Annotated in this window: 26 protein-coding genes; 7 read left to right on the plus strand and 19 right to left on the minus strand. The window is 71.4% G+C overall.

Features of this window, described 5'->3' with window-relative positions; all coding sequences use genetic code 11:
* Positions 1-69: 69 nt before the first annotated feature.
* Complete coding sequence (locus tag GXW76_RS07780; protein ID WP_211861437.1) at positions 70-963, plus strand: PfkB family carbohydrate kinase; 894 nt, start codon at positions 70-72, stop codon at positions 961-963.
* 167 nt (positions 964-1,130) lie between these two features.
* Here the strand turns inward: GXW76_RS07780 and GXW76_RS07785 are convergent, their stop codons facing one another.
* Positions 1,131-1,793, minus strand: coding sequence for a dienelactone hydrolase family protein (locus GXW76_RS07785; RefSeq protein WP_211861438.1), 663 nt, complete (start codon positions 1,791-1,793; stop codon positions 1,131-1,133).
* 42 nt (positions 1,794-1,835) lie between these two features.
* On the opposite strand from GXW76_RS07785, the gene GXW76_RS07790 reads away from it, so the two are divergent.
* A complete protein-coding gene (locus tag GXW76_RS07790) occupies positions 1,836-2,012 on the plus strand; it encodes a DUF4169 family protein (protein WP_211861439.1) in 177 nt (58 codons plus the stop codon).
* A 139-nt stretch (positions 2,013-2,151) separates the two neighbouring features.
* On the opposite strand, the gene GXW76_RS07795 is transcribed toward GXW76_RS07790, so the two are convergent.
* The 6 genes from GXW76_RS07795 to GXW76_RS07820 form a co-directional block, all read right to left on the minus strand.
* A complete protein-coding gene (locus tag GXW76_RS07795; RefSeq protein WP_211861440.1) occupies positions 2,152-2,415 on the minus strand; it encodes a hypothetical protein in 264 nt (87 codons plus the stop codon).
* 112 nt (positions 2,416-2,527) lie between these two features.
* Positions 2,528-4,354, minus strand: coding sequence for a phosphoenolpyruvate--protein phosphotransferase (ptsP, locus tag GXW76_RS07800; RefSeq protein ID WP_211861441.1), 1,827 nt, complete (start codon positions 4,352-4,354; stop codon positions 2,528-2,530).
* Positions 4,344-4,706: an HPr family phosphocarrier protein gene (locus tag GXW76_RS07805; RefSeq protein ID WP_211861442.1), complete on the minus strand. Its 363-nt coding sequence runs from the start codon at positions 4,704-4,706 to the stop codon at positions 4,344-4,346. Before GXW76_RS07805 ends, ptsP begins: the two co-directional genes overlap by 11 nt.
* Positions 4,703-5,146 carry a PTS sugar transporter subunit IIA gene (locus GXW76_RS07810; RefSeq protein ID WP_211861443.1) on the minus strand — a complete coding sequence of 148 codons (444 nt, stop codon included), beginning with the start codon at positions 5,144-5,146 and terminating at the stop codon, positions 4,703-4,705. The genes GXW76_RS07805 and GXW76_RS07810 overlap by 4 nt, the downstream gene beginning before the upstream one ends.
* On the minus strand, positions 5,143-6,066 hold the full coding sequence (rapZ, locus tag GXW76_RS07815) for an RNase adapter RapZ (RefSeq protein ID WP_211861444.1): 924 nt from the start codon (positions 6,064-6,066) through the stop codon (positions 5,143-5,145). The genes GXW76_RS07810 and rapZ overlap by 4 nt, the downstream gene beginning before the upstream one ends.
* 11 nt (positions 6,067-6,077) lie before the next feature.
* Positions 6,078-6,509, minus strand: coding sequence for an HPr kinase/phosphorylase (locus tag GXW76_RS07820; protein ID WP_211861445.1), 432 nt, complete (start codon positions 6,507-6,509; stop codon positions 6,078-6,080).
* 123 nt (positions 6,510-6,632) lie between these two features.
* Here GXW76_RS07820 and GXW76_RS07825 point away from each other — a divergent pair, with 123 nt between their 5' ends.
* Together GXW76_RS07825 and GXW76_RS07830 are read left to right on the plus strand one after the other, a co-directional pair.
* Positions 6,633-7,562 carry a threonine/serine dehydratase gene (locus tag GXW76_RS07825; protein WP_211861446.1) on the plus strand — a complete coding sequence of 310 codons (930 nt, stop codon included), beginning with the start codon at positions 6,633-6,635 and terminating at the stop codon, positions 7,560-7,562.
* Positions 7,563-7,931: 369 nt separating this feature from the next.
* Positions 7,932-9,644, plus strand: a complete 1,713-nt coding sequence (locus GXW76_RS07830; RefSeq protein WP_211861447.1) for a SulP family inorganic anion transporter — start codon at positions 7,932-7,934, stop codon at positions 9,642-9,644.
* Positions 9,645-9,713: 69 nt separating this feature from the next.
* Here GXW76_RS07830 and GXW76_RS07835 read toward each other — a convergent pair whose 3' ends face one another.
* Positions 9,714-11,159 carry a DUF2252 domain-containing protein gene (locus GXW76_RS07835; protein WP_211861448.1) on the minus strand — a complete coding sequence of 482 codons (1,446 nt, stop codon included), beginning with the start codon at positions 11,157-11,159 and terminating at the stop codon, positions 9,714-9,716.
* Between the two features lie 249 nt (positions 11,160-11,408).
* Here GXW76_RS07835 and GXW76_RS07840 point away from each other — a divergent pair, with 249 nt between their 5' ends.
* Positions 11,409-12,377 (plus strand): Bug family tripartite tricarboxylate transporter substrate binding protein, encoded by a 969-nt coding sequence (locus GXW76_RS07840; protein ID WP_211861449.1) that lies wholly within the window; start codon positions 11,409-11,411, stop codon positions 12,375-12,377.
* 43 nt (positions 12,378-12,420) lie between these two features.
* Here the strand turns inward: GXW76_RS07840 and GXW76_RS07845 are convergent, their stop codons facing one another.
* The 9 genes from GXW76_RS07845 to coaBC all read right to left on the minus strand — a co-directional run bounded on the left by GXW76_RS07845 (position 12,421) and on the right by coaBC (position 23,642).
* A complete protein-coding gene (locus GXW76_RS07845; protein WP_211861450.1) occupies positions 12,421-13,593 on the minus strand; it encodes a M20 aminoacylase family protein in 1,173 nt (390 codons plus the stop codon).
* A gap of 109 nt (positions 13,594-13,702) precedes the next feature.
* Entirely contained in the window at positions 13,703-15,034 is a 1,332-nt protein-coding gene (locus tag GXW76_RS07850; protein WP_211861451.1) for an aspartate aminotransferase family protein, read from the minus strand.
* Positions 15,035-15,162: 128 nt separating this feature from the next.
* A complete protein-coding gene (locus GXW76_RS07855) occupies positions 15,163-16,413 on the minus strand; it encodes a NupC/NupG family nucleoside CNT transporter (protein WP_211861452.1) in 1,251 nt (416 codons plus the stop codon).
* Complete coding sequence (gene rmuC / locus GXW76_RS07860) at positions 16,410-17,927, minus strand: DNA recombination protein RmuC (protein WP_246514009.1); 1,518 nt, start codon at positions 17,925-17,927, stop codon at positions 16,410-16,412. The genes GXW76_RS07855 and rmuC overlap by 4 nt, the downstream gene beginning before the upstream one ends.
* Before the next feature lie 70 nt (positions 17,928-17,997).
* Complete coding sequence (locus tag GXW76_RS07865; RefSeq protein WP_211861453.1) at positions 17,998-18,609, minus strand: carbonic anhydrase; 612 nt, start codon at positions 18,607-18,609, stop codon at positions 17,998-18,000.
* 184 nt (positions 18,610-18,793) lie between these two features.
* The gene (gene purH, locus GXW76_RS07870) at positions 18,794-20,371 is read right to left on the minus strand and encodes a bifunctional phosphoribosylaminoimidazolecarboxamide formyltransferase/IMP cyclohydrolase (RefSeq protein ID WP_211861454.1); all 1,578 of its coding nucleotides are present in this window, start codon (positions 20,369-20,371) and stop codon (positions 18,794-18,796) included.
* Between the two features lie 180 nt (positions 20,372-20,551).
* A complete protein-coding gene (locus GXW76_RS07875) occupies positions 20,552-21,895 on the minus strand; it encodes a tetratricopeptide repeat protein (RefSeq protein WP_211861455.1) in 1,344 nt (447 codons plus the stop codon).
* Positions 21,896-21,939: 44 nt separating this feature from the next.
* On the minus strand, positions 21,940-22,383 hold the full coding sequence (gene dut / locus GXW76_RS07880; RefSeq protein WP_338150913.1) for a dUTP diphosphatase: 444 nt from the start codon (positions 22,381-22,383) through the stop codon (positions 21,940-21,942).
* Between the two features lie 74 nt (positions 22,384-22,457).
* On the minus strand, positions 22,458-23,642 hold the full coding sequence (gene coaBC, locus GXW76_RS07885) for a bifunctional phosphopantothenoylcysteine decarboxylase/phosphopantothenate--cysteine ligase CoaBC (RefSeq protein ID WP_211861456.1): 1,185 nt from the start codon (positions 23,640-23,642) through the stop codon (positions 22,458-22,460).
* Positions 23,643-23,688: 46 nt separating this feature from the next.
* Here coaBC and GXW76_RS07890 point away from each other — a divergent pair, with 46 nt between their 5' ends.
* Positions 23,689-24,081 carry a DUF4260 family protein gene (locus tag GXW76_RS07890; protein ID WP_211861457.1) on the plus strand — a complete coding sequence of 131 codons (393 nt, stop codon included), beginning with the start codon at positions 23,689-23,691 and terminating at the stop codon, positions 24,079-24,081.
* Positions 24,082-24,112: 31 nt separating this feature from the next.
* Here the strand turns inward: GXW76_RS07890 and GXW76_RS07895 are convergent, their stop codons facing one another.
* Positions 24,113-24,520 (minus strand): PaaI family thioesterase, encoded by a 408-nt coding sequence (locus GXW76_RS07895; RefSeq protein ID WP_211861458.1) that lies wholly within the window; start codon positions 24,518-24,520, stop codon positions 24,113-24,115.
* An 88-nt stretch (positions 24,521-24,608) separates the two neighbouring features.
* Positions 24,609-25,358 carry a class I SAM-dependent methyltransferase gene (locus tag GXW76_RS07900; protein ID WP_211861459.1) on the minus strand — a complete coding sequence of 250 codons (750 nt, stop codon included), beginning with the start codon at positions 25,356-25,358 and terminating at the stop codon, positions 24,609-24,611.
* 44 nt (positions 25,359-25,402) lie between these two features.
* Between GXW76_RS07900 and mutM the strand changes: the two genes are divergently transcribed.
* The gene (gene mutM / locus GXW76_RS07905) at positions 25,403-26,299 is read left to right on the plus strand and encodes a bifunctional DNA-formamidopyrimidine glycosylase/DNA-(apurinic or apyrimidinic site) lyase (RefSeq protein ID WP_211861460.1); all 897 of its coding nucleotides are present in this window, start codon (positions 25,403-25,405) and stop codon (positions 26,297-26,299) included.
* Positions 26,300-26,344: the final 45 nt, after the last annotated feature.

Consider the following 26,344-nt stretch of genomic DNA (forward strand, 5'->3'; position numbering starts at 1 on the left):
GCCTCCCCGCCCACCAGGGCGGCGGCGGTGCTTGGCGTGGCCGGCGCGTCGTGGGAGCCTGCGGCCATCATGCCGGCTCCTCTCGTCATCTGCCTCGGCAACGTCGTTGCCGACCACACCTTCCGCGTCGAGGACATTCCGCAGCCGCCGGCCAAGATCCCGGCGCGCTCCTACAGCATCGGTCCCGGCGGCATGGCCGCGAATGCGGCGATCGCCGTGGTGCGCCTGGGCGGCCGGGCCGCCTTCTGGGGACGCGTGGGAGACGACCTGAACGGCGACCCGCTGGCCGAGGCACTCGAAGCCGAGGGCGTGGACGTGGCCGGCCTGCGCCGCGTGCCGGGCGGTCGCACGCCAGTCGGCGCCGTGCTGGTGGACCTGCGCGGGGAGCGGACGATCATCTCCTTCCGCGGTTCCGGCCTCGGTACCGATCCCGCCTGGCTGCCGCTGGACCAACTGCGGGAAGCCGGGGCGCTGTGCTGCGATCCGCGCTGGCCGGAAGGCGTGGCGGCGGCAGCGGCGGCGGCGCGCGCGGCCGGCGTGCCCGTGGTGCTGGACGGCGAACGCAGCGAGACCCGCATCCTGGTGGACCTGGTGCCGCGGGTGGACCACGCGGTCTTCTCGGTGCCGGGCATCGCCAACTACGCGCCGGGCTGCTCGGCGGAGGAAGGGCTGCGGCGGGCGCTCGCCTCCGGCCCCGTGCGCGTCGCGGCGGTGACGCAGGGGGAAAAGGGCACGCTCTGGATGGCGGCCGGCGACCAGAAGCCGACCCGCACGCCGGCCTTCCCGGTCGAGGCGACCAACACCACCGGCGCTGGCGACGTGTTCCACGGCGCCTATGCGCTGGCCATGGCGGAAGGGATGGACGTGCCGGCGGCGATGCGCTTCGCCTCGGCGGCCGGGGCGCTGCGGGCGCGGGACGGGGCGACGCCGACGCGGGAGATGGTGGACGGGTTGCTCGGTTGAAGGTCGGGGGAGGGGAACCTCCCCCGATCCCCCTCCCTTCCTTGTCTTCTTGGAGACTGACTTCCGCGGTCAGGTCCCGAAGGCTGAGGGGGCTTGGGCACCCATCGGCATTGCCGGCAACGCCGATGGGAAGCGGTTCGGGGCAGAGGCTCCCCCCCCCGAGCCCCTCAGAGCCGCTTCGCGAAGAAATCCAGCGTCCGCCGCTGCGCCACCGCCGCGTCCTTCGCCGAGAAGGACCCGCGCTCGTCGCAGCCGAAGCCGTGCCCCGCGCCGGCGTAGACATGGATCTCCACCCCGGGCTGCGCCGCGCGGATGGCATCCACGTCCGTCATCGGGATCGAGGCATCGGTCTCGCCGAAGTGCAGTTGCACCGGGCAGCGCGCCTTCTCGTCCTTCGCCGCCGCGATGCCTCCGCCATACCAGCCGGAAGCCGCGCTGAAGGCGCTGGTGCGGGTCGCGCCATGCCAGGTGACGGTGCCGCCCCAGCAATAGCCGACGATGCCGCGCTTCGCCCCGCGCGGCAGCGCGGCGGCGGCGGCGAGGATGTCGAGCACCGTCAGCCCGTCGTCGATCTTGCCGCGCAGCTCGCGCCCCTGGGCCACGTCCGCCGCCTCGTAGCCGAGCTCGATGCCCGGGCCGACCCGGTCGAACAGCGCCGGGGCAATGACGGCGTAGCCCTCGGCGGCGAAGCGGTCGCAGACATGCCGCATGTGGTGGTTCACGCCGAAGATCTCCTGCACCACCACCAGGGCGCGGGCGGCGTGCTGCGGCCCGGCGCGATAGGCGGTGAGGCGATGGCCGTCGGCGGCGGTCAGCGAGATCGTCGGCATGGGCGGTTTCCTCGAGGGGTTGTGGCGGCGTATCCTCCGCGCATGGCCGAGATCGTCAACCTGAACAGGGCCCGCAAGGCGCTGGCGCGCAAGGAGGCCGAGGCCCAGGCCGCCGCCAACCGCGCGAAGCACGGCCGCACCAAGGCCGGGAAGGCGAACGACACGCGCGCCGAGGCCCGCCGCCAGGCGCTGCTGGACGGGGTGAAGCGGGAGGAATGAGCCTCCGCCACCAGTTGCTCGCCACCGTCCCGCCTTCTGGTGTGACGTCCTCGCATGCGATGGATGCGGACGGCCGGTGCAGCCCCGCGTCGGCGGCGCCGCGCTGATCGAGATCGAGACGCCCGCGAAGGGGCCTTGATCAGGCGTCCCGGCGCCAGTCGCCGAGGATCTCGGCGAGGCTCGCCATCTCCCCGTCGCCGTCCTCGCCCTCGCACGCGGCGTCATGTTCGTTCCGTCCGCGGCGGCTGCCGCGGCCCTCGGCGGCGAGGCTCTCGACCTGCGTCGCGGGGCCGTTCGCGCAATTGGAAGAAGCGCCGGCAGGCTGGCCCTGCACCCCGGCCGAGAGCGGAGCCAGCCAGATCGCAAAGAGTCCGGTAACGGCAGCACGGCGGATACGGGTCATGGCGGTGAGCTCCCCTGCTCCTGGAAGCGAGGCTCGCCATGCCGCGGGTCGATCGAGGGGCGGAAGAAAGGCAGGATCGGGGCAGGTGATCACGGCTTCGTGATCACCCGGATCAGGCGCGTTCCGTCAGCCCCTGCGCGAAGCCTGCCACCAATTCGCGGATCCGCCCCGGATCGGACTGTTCCATCACCCGCCGGGCGAAGCGCGCGCAGTCGCCGATGTCGAGCGCGCGGACCGCCTGCTTCACGCGCGGCAGCGCCGAGGCATTCATGGAGAAGGTCCGCACGCCGAGCCCGAGCAGCAGCGGCGTCAGTTGCGGATTGCCCGCCATCTCGCCGCAGACCGAGACCGGCATGCGCAGCCGCAGCGCCGCTTCGGTCGCGAACTGCACGAGCCGCAGCACGGCGGGGTGCAGCGGGTCGTAGAGATGCGCGACCTCCGCCTCCCCGCGGTCCACGGCCAGCGTGTACATGGCGAGGTCGTTGGTCCCGATGGCGAAGAAATCGGCCTCGAGCGCGATGGCGTCGGCGGCGAGGGCCGCGCCCGGCGTCTCGATCATGGCGCCGAGCAGCGGCAGCTTCTCGGGCAGCTTCTCGCCGCGGCGGCGAAGGCGGCGGGCGACGCGCTCGTAGATCTCGCGCGCCTGGCGCACTTCCTCGGGCACCGTCACCATCGGCAACAGCAGGCGCACCGCGCCGTCGGCGCCGGCAGCGGCGACGCGCAGCACGGCGGCGAACTGCACCTCCAGCAATTCCGGGCGCTTCAGCAGCATGCGCAGGCCACGCAGCCCGAGCGCGGGGTTGCTGCCGGCATGGACGGGCGCTACGCCCTGGGCCAGCGCCTCCATGTCCTTCTCGCCGCCCCAGTCGAGCACGCGGATCGTCACCGACTGGCCTGCCATGGCCTCGACGATCTGGGTGTAGGCCTCGACCTGCGCGTCCTCGTCCGGCAGGTCCTCGCGGTTCATGAACAGGAACTCGGTGCGCAGCAGGCCGATGCCGGCAGCACCCGCCTGCGCGATCAGCGGCAGTTCCTGCGGGATCTCGAGGTTGGCCTGCAACTCCACCGGCTCGCCGTCGGTCGTCTCGGCCGGCAGGCGGCGCAGCTTGGACAGCTTCGCCCGTTCCTTGGCGAAGGCGGCGAGCTTGTCCTTCGCGGTCGCCAGGGTGGCGGCGGAGGGGTGGATGGTCACGACGCCGGCCGTGCCGTCCAGCACCGCCGCATCCCCGCGCTGCGCGGCTTCCGTCAGCCCGTGCGCGCCCAGCACCGAAGGGATGCCGAGAGCCCGCAGCATGATCGCCGTGTGCCCGTCGGCGCCGCCTTCCTCCGTCGCCACGCCGGCGATGCGGGAGGGATCGAGCAGCGCGGCGTCGGCCGGCGTCAGCTCCTCGGCGACCAGGATGCAACCCTCGGGCAGGTCCTTGAGGCTGCGGAAGGGCGTCGCCGTCAGGTTGCGCATCAGGCGGCGCGCGATGTCGCGCACCTCGTTGGCGCGGCGCGCGAGGCCCGACTTGTCGTCGTCCTTCAGCGCCAGGATCGTGGCGCGGATGTCCTCCGCCTCGTCCAGCACCGCGGTCTCGGCCGAGAGCAACTCGGCCTCGATGCGCTTCTTCGCGCCGCGGATGAGGCGCGAATTGCCCAGCATCATCAGGTGGGCGTCGAGCAGCGGCGCGATTTCCTCCTGCGCCTCCTCGGGCAGCACGCCGATGCGCGTCTTGAGCTTGCCGATCTGCTTGCGGGAGAAGGCGACGGCATTGGTGAGCTTCTGCCGTTCCTCCTCGACCTCCTCCGCGACGATCCGCCGGCGCGGCGCTTCGGACGGCGGGTCGGAGGTATCGAAGACCGGCCCGATCGCGACGCCGGGGGAGACCGCGATGCCGGAGACCGCGACCTCGCGCGACTTCCCCTTCGACTTCGGCCTGGGCGTCTCAGTCTTCATGGAAGCCGGCCTCGACCAGGCCGGCGACCGCCTCGAGCGCCTCCTTGGCGTCCCAGCCCTCGGCCTCGATGGTGATCTCGGCGCCCTGGCCGGCGCCGAGCATCATCAGGCCCATGATGGAGCAGGCCGGCACGCTCTCCCCGCCGCGCAGCACGTTGACGCAGGCGGAGAAGCGCTCGGCCGTGGTCACGAGCTTGGCGGCGGCGCGGGCGTGCAGGCCGCGGCTGTTGGTCACCGTCACGGTCCGGCGCAGCACCAGGCCGGAATCGCCAGGATCGCAGCCGCAGCCCTCGGCCGCTGCGGGGGTTTCCGCGGCGACCCGGGCACCGGGCTCGTCGGGCCATTCATTCACTGGCCATTCCCTCCGTCGGACCTCGCGGACGTGGCGCCGACTCCGGTCGTCACGTCGCGCCCGCTCGCAATGTATTTCCGCCCGGCCGCCTTGGCATGGTCAACCGCTTCGGCCAGCGGCTCGCTGCCGCGCACCTTGGCGAGCTTGACCAGCAGCGGCAGGTTCACGCCGGCCAACACCTCGATGGTACGGCCGCCGCCGGCCATCTGCATCGCCAGGTTGGATGGCGTGCCGCCGAACATGTCGGTCAGCACCACCACCCCGTCGCCCTGGTCCACGGCCTCGATCGACCGCCGGATGTCGGCGCGCGTGTGCTCCATGTCGTCCTCGGGCCCGATGCAGACGGTCGCCACCGCCTGCTGGGGGCCGACCACATGCTCCATGGCGTGCCGCAACTCCTCGGCCAGACGACCGTGGGTGACCAGAACCATGCCGATCATGATGACTGCGTCAGGGCCTCCCGCCCCGCTTCGCGGACGGCGCTCTCGGGCGCCAGTCCCGCAGACAACTCGCGGTGGGAAAGGTCCACGCGCCAGCCCTGCGATTGAAGATGGTGTGCCAATCGCTCCGCCGCCAGCACGGAGCGGTGCTTTCCGCCGGTGCAGCCAAGAGCGATGGTCAGGTACTTCTTCCCTTCCTGGGCATAGCGGGGCAAGAGCCTCCCCAGCATTTCCGTCATGCACCGCCAGAAGGGCAGGAAATCCGGATCGGCCTCGATGTAGGCGGCCACCGCGGGGTCCCGCCCGGTCTGCGGCCGCAATTCGTCAACGTAGTGGGGATTGCGCAGGAAGCGCAGGTCGAAGATCAGGTCGGCCTCCCGCGGCAACCCCTTGGGGTAGGCGAAGGAGACGACGGAAACCCCCATCCCCGGCCCGCCATCCTGGCCGAAGCGACCTTCGATCATCCGGCGCAACTCGGGCAGCGGCAGGCCGGAGGTGTCCACCACCAGGTCCGCGGTGTCCCGCAGCGGGGCCATCAGCGCCGTTTCCCGCGCAATGCCGTCCGCCACCCTGTGGCCGAGCGGCCCGCCCGGGGCCAGCGGGTGGCGGCGCCGCGTCTCGGTGTAGCGGCGCAGCAGCACATCCTCCTCGGCCGTCGCGAAGACCAGGGAGACGGCGATGTCCGCCCGGTCCCGCAGCCGCGCCAGCAGCGCCAGCGCCGCCGCGGGATCGAAGTCCCGCGTGCGGGTGTCCACGCCGGCGGCGAGCGGCAGGTCCCCGTCGCCGACCAGCGCCTCGAGGACGCCGAGCGGCGGGTTGTCGACCGTCTCGTAGCCGAGATCTTCGAGCACCCGCAGGATCGAGGCCTTTCCGGCCCCGGACAGGCCAGTGACCAGCACGATCTGCCGGCGCTTGGGCATGGCCGTGTCCATCACGCCGCGAAGGCCCCGGCGCGCTGGGCCACGCGGCCGAGCGCGGCATCGAGGGCCAGCGCGACCTTGTCGCAGGCCGAGGCCTCGAAGGCATGCAACGCCACGCGCGGAATCCTTTCCGCTTCCCAGAAGGACGGCATCGGCAGGCGCTCCATGCCGTCGCGCGCCACGAGGTCCACCACCAGCGCCAGTCGAGCCCCCTCGGCCACCGCCAGCCCCTGGAAAATCCCGAGGCCCCGCACTTCCAGCATCCCCCGCATCGCGGGCGGCGCCGAAACCATGAGCCCCTCCACCATCACCTGGTCGTCGGCGACCAGCTCCCAACCACGGCCAAGCATGCGCAGCGCGAGATCGGACTTCCCGGCCCCCGGGGAACCGAGCAGCAGAGCCGCCGCGCCGTTACGTGAAACGCAACTTCCGTGGACCAGCATTAAAGCCCGGCCATCCCGTTCGGGCGCGGACCATGGCAGAAATGGGGCATGGGGGAAAGCGCCGCCCCCGAACCGGCGTCCCGGCGTTGCCCGGCCGCCACGGTGGTGCCACCTTCCGCACCCATGCCCACCCAGGACCAGATCCGCGCCGCCGCGGCCCGCATCGCCCCCCATATCCGCCGCACGCCGGTCATCCGGCTCGCGCCGTCGGAAACGGGGCTCGAGAACCCGCTCACCCTGAAGCTCGAACAGCTGCAGGTCACCGGCTCCTTCAAGCCGCGCGGAGCCTTCAACCGGATCCTCTCGGCCGAGGTGCCGAAGTCGGGGGTGGTCGCCGCCTCGGGCGGCAATCACGGGCTTGCCGTGGCCCACGCCGCCAAGGTGCTCGGCATCAGGGCCGAGATCTTCGTCCCCGAGATCACGCCCGAGGCCAAGCGCGCCCGCATCGCCGCGACCGGCGCGACGCTGACCGTGGGCGGCGCCGTCTACGACCAGGCCCGCATCGCGAGCGAGGCCCGCGCCGCCGAGACCGGCGCCCTGCTGGTGCACGCCTACGACCAGGAGGAGGTCCTGGCCGGCCAGGGCACCGTCGGAATGGAGTTCGAACAGGACGCGCCGGACCTGACGCATGTGGTGGTCGCGGCTGGCGGCGGCGGGCTCTATGGCGGCATCGCCTCCTGGTACCGGGACCGCGTGAAGATGGTCATCGCCGAGCCGGAAGAATGCCCGACCCTCTTCGCCGCCGGCATGGTCGGGCGGCCGGTGGACGTGCCTTCGGGCGGCATCGCGGCGGACAGCCTGGGCGCGAGGCGGGTGGGCGAACTGGCCTTCGGCATCATGATGGCGCAGGGCGGGCGTGCCGTGGCGGTGCAGGACCAGGTGATCCGCAACGCGCAGAAATGGCTGTGGGACCGGCTGCGCGTGGTGGCCGAGCCGGGCGGGGCTACGGCGCTCGCCGCCGTGCTTGGCGGCGGGTGGGAACCGCCCAAGGGCGCGCGCATCGGCGTCGTGGTCTGCGGGGCGAACTGCGATCCGGGCTCGGTGGCCGGCTGAGGCCGCTCAGAGACCGTTTGAGCATGCCGGCACCAGCCCGGCCACCCATCCAGGACACTGTCGTTGGGTGGCCGGGCTGGGGGCGCGGGCCGGTGCCGGACTTGAGAATGCGCCATCCGGCGCATTCTCAAACGGCCTCTCAGCCTCTCCGCTGAGCGGCCTCGGGGTCTTCGTTTCGCGCGCGGCCGCCCCACCGGCGCCGCGCGCCATATCGTTCGCCTCACCGATGATCGGATCATCGGCGAGGCTTGGCGGCATGAGGCCGCCCGCCGCCCGATGCCGGGCGGAGCAACTGGCATCGTGATATCAAGGTGACCGCGCTGCCGCCGCCGGCACCCTGCAGGCGGGGCGGGCGGAGGATCCGCCGCGATGAACGAACCCGCCCCCGCCGCGCCGGAGCCGAGCGAAGCGCGCCGCGGCCTCCCCATGCCGGCCTGGCTGCGCGGCTATTCGCCGAGCTGGGTCGGCGCCGACCTGATCGCCGGCGTCACGCTGGCGGCCTATGCCATCCCGGTCGCCCTAGCCTACGCCACGCTCGCGGGGCTGCCGCCGCAGGTCGGCATCTACGGCTATCTGCTGGGCGGGCTCGGCTATGCGTTGTTCGGCTCGTCCCGGCACCTGGCGGTGGGGCCGACCTCGGCGATCTCGCTCATGGTCGGCGCGAATGCCGCACACGTCGCAGGCGGAGATCCGGCGATGCACGCGGCGGTCGCGAGCTTCGCGGCCTTCGCCGCGGCGGGGATCTGCCTGGTCTCCTGGGCGGCGCACCTCTCCGCGCTGGTGAAGCTGATCAGTGACAGCGTGCTCGTGGGCTTCCGATTCGGCGCCGGGCTGACCATTGCCATGACGCAGTTGCCAAGCCTTTTCGGGGTGGCGGGCGGCGGCTCCCACGTCCTCGAGCGCGTCTGGCTGCTGCTCGGGCAGCTCGGGGGGCTCAACCCGGTGACGCTCGGGCTCGGCCTCGGCGCCATCCTGCTGCTGGTTGCCGGCGGGCGGCTGTTGCCGGGCCGGCCGGTCAGCCTCGGGGTCGTCGCGCTCTCGATCGCCGTCGTCCCGCTCTTCGGCCTGGCCGGCCACGGGGTGGCGGTGACGGGGGAGATTCCCGCCGGGCTGCCGCAGATCGGCCTGCCAGACCTCCGCATCCGCGACGTGCCGGACCTCTTCCCCCTGGCGGCGGGCTGCGTGCTGCTGGCGTATATCGAGGGCGTCTCCGCCGCGCGCGGCTTCGCCGCGAAGCATGGCTACGAGGTCAACCCGCGGCAGGAGCTGCTCGGCCTCGGCGGTGCGAACCTGCTGGCTGGCCTCGGCCACGGCTACCCGGTGGCGGGCGGGCTCTCGCAATCGGCGGTGAACGAGAAGGCGGGGGCGAAGTCGCCGCTCTCCCTCATCTTCGCCTCTGCGACACTGGCGCTCTGCCTGCTGTTCCTGACCGGGGCGCTGGCGAACCTGCCCAAGGCGGTGCTCGCCGCCGTCGTGCTGACGGCAGTGGCCGGGCTGATCGACGTGCCGGCCATGGTGCGGCTCTGGCGGATCAGCCGCTTCGACTTCCTCGCCGCGCTCTGCGCCCTGGCGGGAGTGCTGCTGTTCGGCATCCTGCAGGGCGTGCTGCTGGCGGCGCTGGCCTCCGTGCTCATGATCCTCGTCCAGGGCTCCACGCCCTACGTGGCCGTGCTCGGCCGCATCGCGGGCACGCAGATGTTCAGCGACCGCCAGCGCCACCCGGAGAACGAGGCGATCCCGGGCGTCGTGATCGTGCGGCCGGAGGCGGTGGTGATCTATGTCGGGGCGGAACACGCGCAGGCCAGGATCCTCGCCGCCGTCGCGGCCGAGCCGGCGGGATCGCTGCGCCACCTGGTCTGCGACCTCTCGGCCACGCCCTACATGGACGTGGCCGGGGCGGAGATGCTGGGCAGGCTGCACGATACGCTGGCCGCGCAGGGCATTCGCCTGTGGCTGGTCGGCGCGCATGCGCGCCTGCGCGACCTGCTGCGCAACGCCGGGGTGGCCGACAAGGCCGGCGGCATCGAACGCGCCACCTCCGTCGAATCCGCCATCGAGGCGATCGAAGCCCAGGACGCATGAGGCATCGCGGGGTCCGGGGAGGCCGCCGCCTCCCCGGCAGGGGTTCGGGGGCTGCGCCCCCCGCGCTCCCTACGCTTCCGTGTGCACCTGCACCGCCCCCTTGCGGACCGCCGCCTTCAGCGCCGCGTGGTCGCGTTCCGCCTGGTCGGCATAGGCGACGGCGAACTCCGCCATCGCGTCGTCGAACTGCGCGCCAGAGCCAAGGTAGCCCGCGATCCCGGTCACATCTGCGCTCTTCGCGTGGGCGCGCGCCAGCGTCCAGCCGCAGAGCTTCCCGTAGATCACCATCAACTCCGCGTCGAAGGTCTCCACCATCGGCTTGATCTTCGCGTCACGCAGCTGCCGCGCGTAGAATTGCCGGCCGTTCGGTGCCGTCACCCAGCCGAGGAAGACATCCGAGGCTGGCTGCATCAGCCGTTGGCCGATCACCACCCGCTGGCCATGATGCGCATGATGGCTGGGGCCGGCATGGGGTTCCAGCACCGAGCCCACCGCTTCCTTGAACTGCAGGAAGAGCGGGTCGTTGGACGCCGACATCATCAGCACGATCCAACAGCGCCGGCCGACGCTGCCGACGCCGACGACCTTGATCGCGGCATCCACCACCCGGTAGCGGTCCAGCAATACCCGGCGGTCCTCGGCCAGCGTCTCCCGATAGGCGGTGAAGATCGTATCGATGATCTCGCTGAAGTCCGGCGCGCGCGAGGCCTCCGGATGGAAGATCAGCGGCGGCGTGTCGCGGATGGAGGTGCGCCCACCCACCACACCCGCGAGCTTCGGGAAGTCGAGTTCCGAGCCGCTGCCGGCAGCGGTCTTCTGCAGGCGCGACTGCAGCCGCGCCTGGACCGCCGGCGGCACCATGTCCAGCACGTCCTGGGCCGTCACCCGCGAGTACCAGACGTCGAGCGGATGCATCGCGGCGTATTCGCGCAGGCGCTTGCGGTAGCTGCGGGCGCAGGCCGCCGCCGCTTCCCGCCCGACCTTGTCCGACAGGCCGTTGGAACGCGCCGCCAGCACGAAGGAGGCGGCCAGCCGCTTCACGTCCCATTCCCAGGGGGCCGGCAGCGTCTCGTCGAAATCATTGATGTCGAAAAGGATGTTGCGCTCGGGCGTCGCGAAGCCGCCGAAATTCATCAGGTGGCAGTCGCCGCAGGCCTGCACGCGCTGCCCGGTCGTGGCCGTCGTCGCCAGGTCCGCCGCCATCACCGCCGCCGATCCACGGTAGAAGGCAAAGGGCGATTGCAGCATGCGGCCGTAGCGGATCGGCACCAGTTCCGGCAGGCGGTCGGGGTCGGATTCCTGCAGCAACTCGATCGGATCCCGGCGGTTGGCCGGACGCTTCCAGGCGGCGAGGGCCGTGCGGGAAACCATGTTGCGCAGCGCCTTGCCGGCCTCCATGCGCTCGTCGAGGGAAGCGCCGTGCGCGGCGGTCGCCGCGGGCGCGGGCGGTCGCGGGGGCGCCTCGGCGGCCGGCTTCGGCGTTGAAGCGGAACGTGGCTTGGCGTTCTTCTTCATATCGAAGGTTCCCATCCCGCGAGCGGCACCAGCATGCGCCGACCCTTCATCACGGTGGAACAATAAAGAACCCAGGGCGCACTCCTCACATTGATGCGGATCAACGCCGGTCCCGCGCAGCGGCCGCGCGTCGTCGGGGGCGCCGCCTCGGCACTCCCCTCGCCCTTGCGGCCCGGCGTGCAGGATGGGAGGAGACGGCCCGGATGCGCGGCAGCCGGCCTGTCGCCACTGCCACAGGGAGAACCGACCATGATCACCCGCCGCCACCTCGCGGGGCTCGTTGCCCTGCCCGCCCTCGCCCGCCCGTCCCTCGCGCAGGAACAATGGCCGAGCCGTCCCGTCACGCTGGTGGTGCCCTGGGCCGCGGGCGGTTCGACCGACGCGGTGGCGCGCATCCTGGCGCAGCGGCTGTCCCAGGACACCGGCCGCAGCTTCGTGGTGGACAACCGCACCGGCGCCAACGGCACGATCGGCTTCAACAGCGTCGCGCGCGCGCGGCCGGACGGCGCGACGCTGCTGGTCAGCACCGTCAGCACCTACGCCATGGCGCCCTGGCTCTACCAACTGCCCTACGACAACGAGCGCGACTTCGTCGGCATCGGGCTGCTCGCCGCCATGCCGATCATCATGGTGGTGAACAAGGATTTCCCGGCGCGCACGCTGGCCGAGTTCGTCGAGATGGCGCGCCGCCCCGACCACCGCATCACCTATGCCAATTCGGGCATCGGCTCGTCCACGCATCTCGCCACCGAGCTCTTCCTGCAGGAAGCGCGGCTGACCATCCCCGATGTCGGCTACCGCGGCGGCGCGCCAGCGGTGCAGGCGGTGATCGCCAACGAGACGCCGATGGTCTTCCAGGCCGCCTCCGGCATCCTGCCGCACATCCAGGCGGGAACGCTGCGCGCGCTCGGCGTCACCTCGCGCGAGCGCAGCCCCCTCGTGCCCGAGATCCCGACCTTCGCCGAGCAGGGCTTCCCCGGCGCGGTGGTGGAGGAGCAGATCGCCCTCCAGGGCCCCGCCGGCCTGCCGCCCGAGATCATCCGCCGCGCCCATGAGGCGGCGCGCGCGGCGATCGAGGCGCAGGACACGCGCCAGCGCCTGGCGACACTCGCGGTGGTGCCGGCGGTAGGTTCGCCGGACGAGTGGCCCACCTATTTCGCCGCCGAGAACGCCAAGTGGCGGGACGTCATCCGCGCCCGCAACATCCGCGTGCAGTAGTGTGCGGGCCGCCCCGGCGCCCTTGGCCGGGGCGGCACGCCGTTCAGCCGCGCGGCATTTCCTGTTCCACCAGCCGGGCGAACAGCGAGGAACCCAGCGGGATCAGGTCGTCGTTGAAATCGAAGCGCGGGTTGTGCAGCGAGACGGAATGCCGCCCGCCGTCGCCCTGGCCGATGCCGATGAACGCGCCGGGGCGCTTCATCAGCATGTAGGAGAAATCCTCCGCCCCCATGCGCGGCGGCGCTTCGCGGTGGATGCGGGTGTCGCCGAGCACCGCGGCGGCGGCCTTCTGGGCGCGGCGCGTCTCCTCGGCGTGGTTGATCGTGGGCGGATAGCCGCGGGTGTAGGCGAGTTCCGCGTGCGTGCCATGGGCCTCGGCGACCGAACGGACGATGGCGCCGAGCCGCGCTTCCACCAGATCCTGCACTGCCGGGCTGAAGGTGCGGACCGTGCCGTTGAGTTCCGCCACCTCCGGGATGACGTTGCCGGCGGACCCGGCATGGAACTGGCAGATGCTGATGACCGCGCTGTCCAGCGGGTCCATCGAGCGCGAGACGATCGACTGCGCCGCGACGACGATCTGCGCACCGACCAGCACCGGATCGATGCAGGTATGCGGGCGGGAGGCATGGCCGCCCTTGCCATGCACGGTGATGGCGATGCGGTCGGCGGCGGCGAGCACGGGGCCCGGCGTGATCCGCGCCTCACCGAGCGGCAATTCGGGGTCGTTGTGCAGTGCATAGACCTGGTCGGTCGGGAAGCGTTCGAACAGGCCTTCCTCCACCATCACGCGGCCGCCGCCGCCGCCTTCCTCCGCGGGCTGGAAGATGAAGTGCACGGTGCCGTCGAAGTTCTTCGTCTCCGCGAGGTAGCGCGCGGCGCCGAGCAGCATGGTGGTGTGCCCGTCATGGCCGCAGGCATGCATCTGGCCGGACACGGTCGAACGGTGCGGGACGTCGCTGGTTTCCTGCATCGGCAGGCAGTCCATGTCGGCGCGCAGGCCGATGCTGCGCTTGGAAGTGCCGTTGCGCAGCACACCCACCAGGCCGGTGCCGGCGATGCCGCGATGCACCTCGATGCCCCAGGACTGGAGTTGCCGCGCGACCAGGTCGGAGGTGCGGTGTTCCTGGAAGCCGAGTTCCGGATGCGCATGGATGTCGCGCCGGGTGGCGGCGAGCTCAGGCTGGAATTCGGCGATGCGGTTGATGATCGGCATGGCGAGCTTTCCCGTGAGGCACAGGGTTCAGGTGGCGCAGCATGCCGCCCGCGCCGGGGCAGGAATGCGGCGCGGGCGTATCACGAAGGCGCGTGCGCGGTGACCGCGCTCACACTCCCGCCACGGCGGCTTCGACGGCGGCGCCGAAACGATCGACGATCATGGCGATGTCGGCCTCGGTGCAGACATACGGCGGGGCAAGGATGACGTGGTCTCCGTGCTTCCCGTCGATCGTGCCCCCCATCGGGTAGCAGGCGAGACCGCGCTTGAAGGCTTCCATCTTTACCCGCTCGTTCACCGCCAGCGCCGGGTCGAACACGGCCTTGGAGGCGCGGTCCTTCACCAGTTCCACCGCCCAGAACAGGCCGCGGCCGCGGATATCGCCGACATGGGCGTGGTTGCCGAGGCGCTCGACCAGCCCCTGTTCGAGCAGCGCGCCCATGGCCTTGACGTTGTCGAGCAGGTTCTCGTCGCGGATCGCCTCCTGCACCGCGAGCGCCGCGGCACAGGCGACCGGGTGCGCCTGGTAGGTATGGCCGTGCTTGAAGGTGCCGGAGCCCTTGGTCAGCGCCTCGATCACCCGGCCATGCACGAGGATGCCGCCGATCGGCTGGTAGCCGCCGCCCAGGCCCTTGGCGATGACCTGGATGTCCGGCGTGATGCCTTCCTGTTCCCAGCCGTGCAGCGTGCCGGTGCGGCCCATGCCGGACATCACCTCGTCCAGGATCAGCAGCGCGCCGTGGCGCTCGCACACCGCCTTCATGGCCGGGAAGTAGCCCGGCAGCGCGGTGGCGCAGCCGAGCGTCGCGCCGACCACCGTCTCGGCGCAGAAGGCGATGACGTTCTGCGGGCCGAGGCGCTGGAACTCGGCCTCGAGTTCGGCGGCGAGGCGCGCGACGTAGTCGCTGTCGGATTCGCCGTCCCGCCGGTCGCGATACGGGTAGCAGGGCGAGACGTGGCTGAAGGCGTCCGACAGGATCGGCGCGTAGGGCGCGCGCCGCATGGCATTGCCGCCGGCGGCGAGCGCGCCGAGCGTGTTGCCATGGTAGGACTGCCGCCGGGCGATGAATTTCGTCCGCTGCGCCTGGCCGGCCTCGATCGCCCATTGCCGCGCGATCTTCAGCGCCGCTTCCATGCCTTCCGAGCCCGATGACACGAAATAGGCATGCGTGAGCCCGCCCGGCGCGTGGCCCACCAGCATGTCGGCGAGGCGTTCGGCGCTCTCGGCCGTGAACAGCGCCGTGTGCGCGTAGCAGAGCCGGTCGATCTGCGCCTTCATCGCCGCGACCACGTGCGGGTGGCCGTGCCCGAGGCATGCGACGGCGGCGCCGCCCGATCCGTCGATCACCTCGTGCCCCGAAGCGTCGGTCAGCCAGATGCCGCGGCCGGAGGCGGCGATGGGCGGGGCCTCGCGCAGGTTGCGGTGGACGATGTGGGTCATGGACGGGCTCCTTCGCCCCTTCATCCTGCCGCCTTGGCGCAATTGGGCAATACCCCGGTACCGGTTTCCGAAGGCCCTTTGGCCTTTGGTGGGGGTGAGCGCGAGAGGGGCGAGGCCCCTCTCGCCCGCTACGGCGCCGTCAGCACCCCGACAACCGCCCCTGTCATGCAGCAGGCGATCGTTCCCGAAATGAGTGCCGGCATCCCGAGCTTCACGATGTCGGTCCGTCGTTCCGGACACATCGCCGTCATCCCGCCCACCATGATCCCGACCGAGCCGAGGTTGGTGAACCCGCACAGCGCATAGGTCAGGATCAGCCGAGAGCGTTCCGACAACCCCGCCCCGCCCGAGGCCGCGAGTTCGAGGTAGGAGACGAATTCATTGATGATCATCTTCACCCCGAGGGATGAGGCGACGGTCGCCGCCTCCGCCACCGGGATCCCCATGGCCCAGGCGACGGGCCAGAGCACCCAGCCGGCGATCCTCTGCAGCGTGAAGCCCGTCAGCGGTTCCAGCGCCAGGTTCACCAGCGCGACGATCGACACGAAGACGATCAGCGAGGCCATGATGCCGAGCAGCAGGCTCAGCCCGTCCTGCGTGCCCTGGACCAGCGCGTCCATGCTGCTGTCGTAGAGCTTCTCGGGGATGCCGTCGCCGCCCTCGGTGGCGATCTCGCCATCCGCGGGCGGCAGCATCAACAGCGCGGCGAGGATGGAGGCCGGCGCCGCGATCAGGCTCGCCGTCATCAACTGCCCCGCGGCATCCGGCACCACGGGGGAGATGATCAGCGCATAGACCACCAGCGTGTTGCCGCTGATGGTGGCGAGACCCGCGGTCATCACCACGAACATCTCGGAACGCGTGAGCCGCGCCAGCCAGGCGCGGATCATCAGCGGCGCCTCGACCATGCCGACGAAGACATTCGCCGCCACGCTGAAGCCGGTGGCACCGCCGAGGCCGAAGATCCGCTTCAGCACCCCCGCCATGCCGCGCACGACCCAGGGCAGCACGCCCCAATGATAAAGCACCGCCGAGAGCGCGCCGACCACGAGCACCAGAGGCAGCGCCTGGAAGAACAGGATGAAGGAGGCGCCGGGCCGCGTCTCCGCGAAGGGCAGCGGCCCGCCGCCGAGATAGCCGAAGACCAGCGAGGTGCCCGCGCGCGTCGCCGTGGCGAGCGCATCCACCGCGTCGCCGAGCAGGAAGAAGGTCGCGCGCACCGGCGGCACGTTGAGCAGCACCGCCGCAAGCACGAGTTGCAACCCGATGCCGGCGACGACCACGCGTGCCCGGACCCCGCGCCGGAAGCCGCCCAGCGCCCAGGCGAGCGCGGTCAGCAGCAGCAGGCCGACAGCGGACTGGATCTGCAGCACGCTCACGATTCGTCGCCCTCGCCGGTGAGTTCGGCGGCTTCGATATCCAGCAGGGCGGCGGCACGGCTGCCCTCGACCACGTCGATGCTCCGCAGCTTGCGATCCACTGCGCGCGTGCGGACCTGCGCCTTCTCGATCGTATTTCCCATGGTGCGCACCTGCCGGGCGAGCGCGCGCAGCACCTCGTCCATCTGCCGCATCTCCAGCTTGGTGGCGCCCAGCAATTCGCGGACCGCTTCGGCCTTCTCATTCAGGGCGATGGTCATGTGACCCATCTGGATGCTCTGCAGCATGGCCGGCAGCACACTGGGGCCCATCATCATGACCCTGTGCTTGCGGTGGATCTCCTCCACCACGCCCGGAATCCGGGCGATTTCGGCATAGAGGCCCTCCGTCGGCAGGAACAGCACCGCGAATTCCACCGTCAGCGGGGGACGGATGTATTTTGTCGCGATCTTCTGCGCCTCGGCGCGCACGCGCTGCTCGAGGGCACGGCGCGCGAGGCGCTCACCCTCCGCATCGCCCGCCTCGGACGCGAGCACCAGCCGGTCCCAGTCCTCGGTCGGGAACTTCGCATCGATGGGGAGGAAGACTTCCCGGCCCGCCTCGCTTGGCATGCGGATGGCGAACTCCACCGCCTCGGCGCCATCCTCGGACAGCTTCTTGTTGGCCTCATAGGAGCCCACCGGCAGGACGTCCTCGATCAGGCCACGCAGTTGGGCTTCCCCCCAGCCGCCACGCGTCTTCACATTCGAGAAGAGCCGCTTGATGTCGACGATCTGCGTCGTCACCGCCTGCACGTCGCCCATCGCCTTCTGCACGGCGGTGAACTGGTCGATGACGCGGGCGAAGCTCTCGGTCATCTGCTTCTCGACGGCGGATTGCAGCTGCTCGTTCACCGTCTTCTGGATCTCGGAGAGCCGTGCCTCGTTGCCCTCGCGCAGCTCCTTCAGCTTGGCGTCCAGCAGGTCGCGCGCGCGGGCGTTCTCGGCGGCAAGCGTCTCCTGCAGCTTCGCCAGGCCCTCCGCGAAGGCGAGGCGGATCTCGGCGATGCCCTGCGTCACGTCGCGGCGCAGCAGCGCGGTGTCGTCCTTGTGCTCGGTCAGCGCCTTCACGACGGCGGCGCGCTGCTCGGCCATGGCGTCGCGCGTCGCCTGCGCGTCCTGCGCCAGCCGTTCCGACAGCAGCGCGGCATCGGCGGCGAGGCGGTCCAGCACCGCCTTCTCCTGCGCGGAAAGACGATCCGCGATGCGGCCGATCCCGTCCCCCAGCGCCTTGGTCTGGTCCAGCGCGCCGTCCGCCACCCGCGTGCCGATGGCGGCCGCCTCCCGCGCCAGCCCACGCTCGAATTCGGCAGGCAGGGCGGCGACGCGCTCGCCCTGGCGGTCGAGCACGGATTGCAGGTCGGTCAGCCGTTGCGCCAGCACCGGGTCTGCCGCCGGCCGGCGCAGCAGCAGCACGAGCAGCAACACCGCCACGAAGGCGAGCCCGCCCAGCATCGCAAGGCTTTCCGTCGGCATGAGAGATCCCCCGAATCGAAGCGGGGAGTCTCGCATCGCGGGCCACGCACTGGCGAGGCCCGCGCGGATCTCAGCTCGCGGTAAGGGGCGCCCCTTGAGCCGGCACCAGCACCAGGCGTCCGGTGGCGACGCCGAAATGCGCGCCGTGCAGGCCGAGGCGTCCGGCCCCAACAGCCTCGGCCACCCAGGGGAAGGTCATCAGGTTGTCGAGCGAAATGCGGACGGCCTCATGCTCGGCCGCCTCCTGGCGCTGCTCCGGCACGTCGCAGCGCAGCGCCACGGCACGCGCCCGCGCGGCGATGCCGATCCAGCCGGCGACGAAATCCCGCGCCTCGGGCGGCGTGCCGTCGATCAGCGCGCGGATGCCGCCGCAAAGCGCATGGCCCATCACCACGATGCGCTCGACCCCCAGCACGCGCACGGCGAATTCCACCGCGGCACTGGTGCCGTGCAGGTGCGCATCCGGCATGTAGGGGGGCACCAGGTTCGCCACGTTGCGGACGACGAAGAGTTCACCCGGCGCGGCCGAGAAGATCATCTGCGGGTCAACGCGGCTGTCCGAACAGGCGATGACCATGGTGCGCGGGTGCTGGCCCTGCGCGGCCAGTTGCTCGAAGCGGGCGCGCTGTTGCGGCCAGGTTTCCCGGCGAAAGCGGCGGTAGCCGGCGATCAGTTCATCCATCACGCGCGTCCTCTTTCCGGAAGGGCGCTGCCCCTTCGGGCCACCCCGCCAAAGGCCGAATGGCCTTTGGAAGCCGATACCTGGCGCCCGGGCCGCCCCTGTCCCGCCCCGAAAACAGGGTCCCAAGCGCCTTTCGGCGCTTGGTGCGTAGGGGACAAGGCCCCCTTCTGCGGCGCCCGGCGCATCAGTGCCTGAAATGCCGCATCCCGGTGAAGACCATCGCGAGCCCTGCCTTGTCGGCCGCCGCGATCACCTCGGCATCGCGGATCGACCCGCCGGGCTGGATCACCGCCGTGGCGCCGGCCGAAGCCGCGATCTCGAGCCCATCGGCAAAGGGGAAGAAGGCGTCGGAAGCGACGACCGAACCCTCGGCCAGCGGGCGCTCGAGGCCAGCCGCCTTGGCCGCCGCCTCGGACTTCCAGGCGGCAATGCGGCTGCTCTCGGCGCGGTTCATCTGGCCGGCGCCGATGCCGGTCGTGGCGAGGCCCTTGGCGTAGACGATCGCATTCGACTTCACATGCTTGCAGACGCGGAAGGCGAAGAGCAGGTCGGCCATCTCGGCACGCGAGGGCGCGCGCTGGGTGACGACCTTCAGCGTCTCCTGCGTCACCCGCCCCGCATCGCGCGACTGCGCGAGGAAGCCGCCAGCAACCGACTTGAAGGCGAGGCCCGCCGCCGCCGCATCCGGCAGACCGCCGGTCAGCAGCAGGCGCAGGTTCTTCTTCTTCGCGAAGACGGCCTTTGCGGCCTCGTCCGCATCCGGGGCGATCACCACCTCGGTGAAGATGGCGGTGATCTTCTCCGCCGCCGCGGCGTCCAGCGTCCGGTTCGCCGCGACGATGCCGCCGAAGGCCGAGACGGGGTCGCAGAGCAGCGCCGCATCCCAGGCCTTGGAGAGGTCGCCCGCCACCGCGACGCCGCAGGGATTGGCGTGCTTGACGATGACGATGGCCGGCTTGTCGAACTCCGCGACGCATTCATAGGCGGCGTCGGTGTCGTTCAGGTTGTTGTAGGACAGTTCCTTGCCCTGCACCTGCGTCGCGGTGGCGATGCCAGGGCGGTTGCCGCCATCCACGTAGAAGGCCGCCTTCTGGTGCGGGTTCTCGCCATAGCGCAGGCCCTGGCGCAGCACGCCGGGCAGCGACAGGCGCGGCGGGAAGTCCTGGCCTTCCTGCTTCGCGAACCAGCCGGAGATGGCCGCGTCATAGGCAGCCGTACGGGCATAGGCCGCGGCGGCGAGGCGGCGACGGGTGGCGAGGGTGGTGCCCCCCTTGGCCTCGATCTCGGCCTGGATTTCGGCGAAGTGCTGGGGCTCGGTCAGCACCGCGACGCCGGCGTGGTTCTTGGCCGCGCTGCGGATCATCGCCGGGCCGCCGATGTCGATGTTCTCGATGCAGTCTTCGAAGCCGGCGCCCTTCGCGACCGTCGCCTCGAAGGGGTAGAGGTTCACCGCCACCAGGTCGATCGGCGCGATGGCGTGCTGTTCCATCTGCGCCAGGTGCTCCGGCAGGTCGCGGCGACCGAGGATGCCGCCATGGACCTGCGGCACCAGCGTCTTGACCCGCCCGTCCAGGATCTCCGGGAAGCCCGTGTGGTCCGACACGTCCTTCACCGGCACCCCGGCCTCACGCAGCGCCTTGGCGGTGCCGCCGGTGGACAGGATCTCGACCCCCCGCGCGGCAAGGAATCGGCCGAATTCGATCAAGCCCGTCTTGTCGGAGACGGAAAGAAGGGCGCGGCGGATGGGGAGGAGGTCGCTCATGGAGCGGGCGCATAAACCCGCGCGGGCCGGGCCGCAACCAAGGTCGGGGGAGGATGAACCTCCCCCGAACCCCCTCCCTTCTTTGCCTTCTGGGCGCCGACCCCCGCTGTCAGTCCCCAAAAGCCAAAGAAGGTTGAGGGGGGTGCGGGGGGAGAAGTTCCCTTCTCCCCCCGCCTTCCCTCAGTGCCGAATGCCCCCCGCCGCCTCCGCATACCCCACCCGCCGTTCCGGCGGCACCGGATGCCGCCCGGCCACGCGTTCCAGCAGCATCCGCGCATCCTCCTGCATGCCCCCCTTCATCGCGGCATCGAGGAACAATTGTTCCAGCACGTCCTGCTGCGCATGGCTGCCGCCCATGCGGTGCATCACGCCGACGGCCGGCCGCATGGCTTCCACCGCGCGGACGTGGTCACCCTGAGCGTGGGCGAGAACGGCCTCGCAGACCGGGATCGCCGCGTCGCGCAGGATCGCGGCGACGGTGACGGGCTGTGTCGCGGCCTCGCGCATCGCGTCCAGCATGCGCGCCGCGGCCTGGGTGCGGCCGGTGGCGGCCAGCGCCATCATCCAGTGCGGCAGGGTAAAGGTGGAGATGCAGTCGCCGATCCGCGCCTCGGCCTTGTCGGCGAGTTCGATCCAGCGATCTCCGACATCGACGCCATGCCGCTGCAGCCGGAACAGCATCGAGGCCGCGTTCTGCACGTCGATGTAGAGGTCCGGCATCGCCTGGGTCAGCGCGCTCGCGTGGTTGCGGAAGCCGCGATCGTAGAGGGCCAGGACCTCCGCGTGCTCGCCGCGTTCCATGTGATACATGGCGCGATGCCACCAGAGGTGATGCAGCAGGTTCGATCCGCCGTCCCAGTGCTGCTCCAGCGCCTTGAGCCAGACGATGCCCTCCCCGCGCCGGCCCTGCATTTCCAGGATGTGCGCGACGCCGTGCGTGGCCCAGAGGTCGCCGGGATCGAGGGCGACCGCGGCGCGGCCGGCCTCCTCCGCCACGGTGTAATTGCCGCATTCCTCGTTGGCGAAGCAGCGGCAGGCAAGGATGCTGCCAAAGCCGGGGATGGCGGCCGACCAGCGCGGGGCGACGGCATCCACCGCGCGCAGCATCTGCCCCGCGCGGCCGAGCCAGAAGGCGCAGAAATGGTGCAACCGGAAGGCGAGGATGTCGTGCGGGTGCGCCGCCATGATGCCTTCCCAGGCGGCGAGCGCGCGGTCCATCTCGCCACCGGCCCAGAAGGCGAGCGCGGCGGCGTGGGCGCGCTCGCGATCGGTGCCGGCGAGGCGCGCGGCGGCGGCCGGGGCTTCCTTCGCGCGCGGCACCATGGCGGCATTATAGGTCAGCATGGCAAAGGCGCCCTTGAGCACCAGCGCCATCGGCATTTCCGCATCGAGGTCGAGCAGCGCCTTCAGCCGCACCCCGGCATCGGCGCGATACTTCAGATAGCCCTCGACGGTGTTGTCGAAGGCCGAGGCGGCCGCGTCCGAGGCGGCGGTGACGGCGAGTCCCTGGGCGTCCTGCGGCATGTCGGTCCTCCCTGCTGCATTCCGCCCTTCGCCGCGGGCGGCCTCTAGGTTCCTGTGCCGGTCGAGCCGAAGCCGCCCTCGCCCCGCACAGTCTCTGGCAGTTCGGCCACTTCCCGCCAGGCGGCGCGCACCACCGGGGCGATCACGGCCTGGGCGATGCGCATACCGCGCTCGACCACGAAGGGGGCATCGCCGCCGTTCAGCACGATGACGCCGAGCTCGCCGCGGTAATCCTCGTCGATCGTGCCGGGGCTGTTCGGCACCATGACGCCGTTCTTCAGCGCGAGGCCGGAGCGCGGCCGCACCTGCAACTCGTAGCCGTGCGGCAGGGCGATGCGCAGGCCGGTCGGCACCAGCGCCCGTCCGCCGGGCGGGACGGTCACGGGGGCGGCGACGGCGGCGAGCAGATCCATCCCGGCCGCGCCGTCAGTGGCATAGGAGGGCAGCGGCAGGCCCTCGGCATGGGGCAGGCGGACCACCTCGATCACCGGTTCCCGAAACGCTGGGTTGAGATCCGGGATGCTCGCCTGCGGCGCGCCGGCCCTTCGGTCGGGCGATGCCGTCACGCCAGCGCCTCCGCGATGCGCGCCGCGAGCCGTCGCGCCACTTCTTCCTTCGCCATGCGGGGCCAGTCCTCCACGCCATTCTCCGTCACGAGATGCACCGCGTTCTCCGACCCGCCCATCACGTCGCCGGAGACATCGTTCGCCACGATCCAGTCGCAGCCCTTCTTGGCGCGCTTGGCGACGGCGTTCTCGACCACCTTCTCGGTTTCCGCCGCGAAGCCGACGACCAGGCCCGGGCGCTTCGGGCCGGCGGCGGAGAGTGTCGCGAGGATGTCCGGGTTCAACGCCAGCTCGAGCGGCGGGGGCACCGCGCCGGGCACCTTCTTCATCTTCTGGTCAGCGGCGCGGGCGGTGCGCCAGTCGGCGACGGCGGCGGCGCAGATGGCGGCGTCGGCCGGCAGGGCGGCCTCGCAGGCGGCGAGCATCTCGCGCGCGGATTCCACGCGCGCGACCGTCACGAGGGCCGGGTCGGGCTGCGCCACCGGGCCGCTGACCAGCGTCACGCGCGCGCCGAGCGCGGCGAGTGCGGCCGCGATCGCATGCCCCTGCTTCCCGGAGGAGCGGTTGGCGATGTAGCGCACCGGGTCGATCGGCTCATGCGTCGGCCCGCTGGTGACGAGCAGGTGCTTCCCGGCGAGCGGCCCCGCGGCAAGGGCGGTGCGGATCGACCCGAGCAGCCTCTCGGGTTCCATCAGGCGCCCGGGACCGCTTTCGGGCTCGGCCATCGGGCCGTCCTCGGGGCCCGCGACCAGCACGCCGCGGGCGAGCAGCGTGGCCATGTTGGCGCGCGTGGCCGCATGCCCCCACATGGCCGGGTTCATGGCCGGCGCGACCATCACCTTCGCCCGCGTCGCCAGGAGCACGCAGGTGGCGAGGTCGTCGGTGAGCCCCTGCGCCATCTTCGCCAGCAGGTCGGCCGAGGCCGGCACGACGGCGACCAGGTCCGGCCAGCGGGCGAGGCGGATGTGCCCGATCTCGGCCTCCGCGGCCCAGAGGTCGTCATGCACGCGCTCGCCGGTGATGGCGGCGAGGGCTTCCTTCGTCACGAAGCGGGCGCCGCCGGCGGTGAGCACGGCCATGACCTGCGCGCCCTCCTTGCGGAGCAGGCGGGTGAGTTCCAGCGCCTTGTAGGCAGCGATGGAACCGGAGACGATGAGCAGGATTCGGCGGCCGGCGAGCATGGGGCGGACCCTAGCCCGGCATGGCGGGGCAGGCGAGGGGCGGGCGATGACGTCGGAGGCGGAGATGGTGACGGCGCGGCCCTGGCTGCGGGCGGAAGGTGCCGCGTTGATGGCGGGCGCGGCTGGCGCCTACGCGGCCCTGGGCGGCAACTGGTGGGTTTTCGCGCTGCTGTTCCTGGCGCCGGACCTGACCATGCTGGGCTATCTCCGCGACGCCAGGCTGGGGGCGGGGCTCTACAACGCGGGGCACAGCACGATCGGTCCGCTGGCGCTCGCCGCGGCGGGCTGGGCGTGGTGGCCGGCGGCGCTGCCGATCGCGATGATCTGGCTGGCGCATATCGGCTTCGACCGCGCCCTCGGCTACGGGCTGAAATCCCCCGCGGGGTTCGGCTTCACCCATCTCGGGCGGGTCGGCCGGCGCGCCGAGGCGGCGGGCTGAGCCGCGCGCGAAAGCAGGACTCTGACCGCGGTCAGCTCGGCTGGCACACCAGCGTCGCGGTCATGGTGGCGCAGAGCCTCTCGCCCTGCGGGCCGGCGCAGAAGATGTCCGCACGCGCCACGCTCAGCAGCTTGCCGGCGCGGATCACCTCCGCCCGTGCCACCGCGTCGCCATCGGCTGGGCGCAGCAGGTTCAGCTTGAACTCGGCCGTCAGGACGTTCGCGCCTTCGGGCATCAGGGTATAGGCGGCGAAGCCGCAGGCGGTGTCGGCGAGCGTGGTGAGCGCGCCCGCATGCAGGAAGCCGTTCTGCTGCGTCAGCGCCGCGCGCAGCGGCAGGTGCAGCGCGCAGCGTCCTGGCGCGACCTCGCCCAGCGAGATGCCGAGATGCGCCATCATGGGCTGGGCGGCGAAGATGCTGGCGATGCGTTCCACCGGCATGCGGATGTCCCCCCGCTGTCAGTCCCCAGAAACCAAAGAAGGTTGAGGGGGGGGTGTGGGGGGAGAAGGTCCCTTCTCCCCCCACCGCTCACAGCCGCCACCCCGTATGGATCGCGACAATCCCGCCGGAGAGGTTGCGGACTTCCACCCGTTCCATCCCCGCCTTGCGCATCATCCCCGCCAGCGTCTCCTGGTCGGGGAACATGCGGATGCTCTCGGCGAGGTATTCGTAGGACTCCCGGTCCTTCGCCACCTTCTCCCCGATCGCCGGCAGCGCCTTGAAGGACCAGGCATCGTAGAGCGGCACCAGGGCCGAGATTTCCAGCCGCGAGAACTCCAGGCAGTGGAACCGCCCGCCCGGGCGCAGCACGCGCCGGGCCTCCCGCAGCACCGCATCCTTGTCGGTGCAGTTGCGCAGGCCGAAGGCGATCGAGACCTTCTCCACGCTGCAATCGGGCAGCGGAATATGCTCGGCGTCCACGCACATGAAGGACAGGCCGGCGGCGAGGCCGCGGTCCAGCGCCCGCTTTTCCGCCACCGCCAGCATGGCAGGGTTGATGTCGGTGAGGATGGCGCGCCCCGCGCCGCGCTCCAGCGCGAGGAAGGAGATGTCCCCCGTCCCGCCCGCGAGGTCGAGCAGCGTCTCGCGCGCGGAACACCCGATCGCGTTGACGAAGATGCGCTTCCATACCCGATGGATGCCGAGCGACATCAGGTCGTTCATCACGTCGTAGCGCGGGGCCACGCTTTCGAAGACCTCGCGGACCATCCCGGCCTTGTCGGCGCGGGGCACGGTGCGGAAGCCGAAATCGGCGCTGTCCTGGGGGCTGTCGCTCATCGTGGCGGCACCATAGCGTGGCGCCGGGGAATGCGGGAGGGACCATGCCCGAACTGCCGGAAGTCGAGACGGTGATGCGCGGCCTCGCCGCCGTGCTGGAGGGCCACCGCATCACAGAGGTGGAAGTTCGCCGGCACGACCTGCGCTTCCCCTTCCCGAAGGACCTGGCGCGGCGGATGGAAGGGCGGCGCGTGGCGTCGTTCCGCCGGCGCGCGAAATACATGCTGATGCGGCTGGAAGGCGGGGAGAGCGTGCTGATCCACCTCGGCATGTCCGGCCGCATGGTGGCGCGCCGCGCGGGGGAGGCGCCGGCGCCGCGCATGGCCCCACAGGGCCTTGCCTCCGACGCGCGCGGCCACAACGCGCCCCCCGAGGCGCATGAGCACCTGGTCATCGCCACGGACAATGGCTGGCGCGTGGGCTTCGTGGACCCCCGCCGCTTCGGCGCAGTGGACCTGGTGCCGACGGCGCAGGAGGACGCGCACCGGCTGCTGCAGGGCCTCGGGCCGGAGCCGCTGGAGGATGCCTTCACCCCGGCCGTGCTCTCGGCGGCGCTGGAGGGCAAGCGCACGCCGATCAAGGCGGCGCTGCTCGACCAGGGCGTCGTGGCGGGGCTAGGCAACATCTATGTCTGCGAGGCGCTCTACCGGGCTGGCATCTCTCCGCGTCGCCTGGCGCAGACCTGCGTGGGCGCACGGGCCGAACGCCTGGTGCCGGCGATCAAGGCGGTGCTGGCCGAAAGCATCGGCGCCGGCGGCTCCTCCCTGCGCGACTACGTCCGCGCGGATGGGGAGGTCGGGCGCTTCCAGGAGAAGTTCGCGGTCTATGGCCGGGAGGACGAGCCCTGCCCCGACTGCCCCGGCGTGCCGCCCTGCCAGGGCATCCAGCGCATCGTGCAATCGGGGCGATCCACCTTCTTCTGCCCGAAGCGGCAACGTTGAGGGGACCGGCCGCCTGGGCTACAGGCGATTCATCCACACACGGCG

The organism is Neoroseomonas soli, assembly GCF_018129065.1.
GTDB classification, from domain to species: Bacteria; Pseudomonadota; Alphaproteobacteria; order Acetobacterales; family Acetobacteraceae; genus Neoroseomonas; species Neoroseomonas soli.

Coding starts and splice junctions, on each gene's coding strand:
- GXW76_RS07780 (WP_211861437.1), top strand. CDS start 70: ATGCCGGCTCCTCTCGTCATCTGCCTCGGCAACGTCGTTGCCGACCAC.
- GXW76_RS07785 (WP_211861438.1), bottom strand. CDS start 1,793: ATGCCGACGATCTCGCTGACCGCCGCCGACGGCCATCGCCTCACCGCC.
- GXW76_RS07790 (WP_211861439.1), top strand. CDS start 1,836: ATGGCCGAGATCGTCAACCTGAACAGGGCCCGCAAGGCGCTGGCGCGC.
- GXW76_RS07795 (WP_211861440.1), bottom strand. CDS start 2,415: ATGACCCGTATCCGCCGTGCTGCCGTTACCGGACTCTTTGCGATCTGG.
- ptsP (WP_211861441.1), bottom strand. CDS start 4,354: ATGAAGACTGAGACGCCCAGGCCGAAGTCGAAGGGGAAGTCGCGCGAG.
- GXW76_RS07810 (WP_211861443.1), bottom strand. CDS start 5,146: ATGATCGGCATGGTTCTGGTCACCCACGGTCGTCTGGCCGAGGAGTTG.
- rapZ (WP_211861444.1), bottom strand. CDS start 6,066: ATGCCCAAGCGCCGGCAGATCGTGCTGGTCACTGGCCTGTCCGGGGCC.
- GXW76_RS07820 (WP_211861445.1), bottom strand. CDS start 6,509: ATGCTGGTCCACGGAAGTTGCGTTTCACGTAACGGCGCGGCGGCTCTG.
- GXW76_RS07825 (WP_211861446.1), top strand. CDS start 6,633: ATGCCCACCCAGGACCAGATCCGCGCCGCCGCGGCCCGCATCGCCCCC.
- GXW76_RS07830 (WP_211861447.1), top strand. CDS start 7,932: ATGAACGAACCCGCCCCCGCCGCGCCGGAGCCGAGCGAAGCGCGCCGC.
- GXW76_RS07835 (WP_211861448.1), bottom strand. CDS start 11,159: ATGAAGAAGAACGCCAAGCCACGTTCCGCTTCAACGCCGAAGCCGGCC.
- GXW76_RS07840 (WP_211861449.1), top strand. CDS start 11,409: ATGATCACCCGCCGCCACCTCGCGGGGCTCGTTGCCCTGCCCGCCCTC.
- GXW76_RS07845 (WP_211861450.1), bottom strand. CDS start 13,593: ATGCCGATCATCAACCGCATCGCCGAATTCCAGCCTGAGCTCGCCGCC.
- GXW76_RS07850 (WP_211861451.1), bottom strand. CDS start 15,034: ATGACCCACATCGTCCACCGCAACCTGCGCGAGGCCCCGCCCATCGCC.
- rmuC (WP_246514009.1), bottom strand. CDS start 17,927: ATGCCGACGGAAAGCCTTGCGATGCTGGGCGGGCTCGCCTTCGTGGCG.
- GXW76_RS07865 (WP_211861453.1), bottom strand. CDS start 18,609: ATGGATGAACTGATCGCCGGCTACCGCCGCTTTCGCCGGGAAACCTGG.
- purH (WP_211861454.1), bottom strand. CDS start 20,371: ATGAGCGACCTCCTCCCCATCCGCCGCGCCCTTCTTTCCGTCTCCGAC.
- GXW76_RS07875 (WP_211861455.1), bottom strand. CDS start 21,895: ATGCCGCAGGACGCCCAGGGACTCGCCGTCACCGCCGCCTCGGACGCG.
- coaBC (WP_211861456.1), bottom strand. CDS start 23,642: ATGCTCGCCGGCCGCCGAATCCTGCTCATCGTCTCCGGTTCCATCGCT.
- GXW76_RS07890 (WP_211861457.1), top strand. CDS start 23,689: ATGACGTCGGAGGCGGAGATGGTGACGGCGCGGCCCTGGCTGCGGGCG.
- GXW76_RS07895 (WP_211861458.1), bottom strand. CDS start 24,520: ATGCCGGTGGAACGCATCGCCAGCATCTTCGCCGCCCAGCCCATGATG.
- GXW76_RS07900 (WP_211861459.1), bottom strand. CDS start 25,358: ATGAGCGACAGCCCCCAGGACAGCGCCGATTTCGGCTTCCGCACCGTG.
- mutM (WP_211861460.1), top strand. CDS start 25,403: ATGCCCGAACTGCCGGAAGTCGAGACGGTGATGCGCGGCCTCGCCGCC.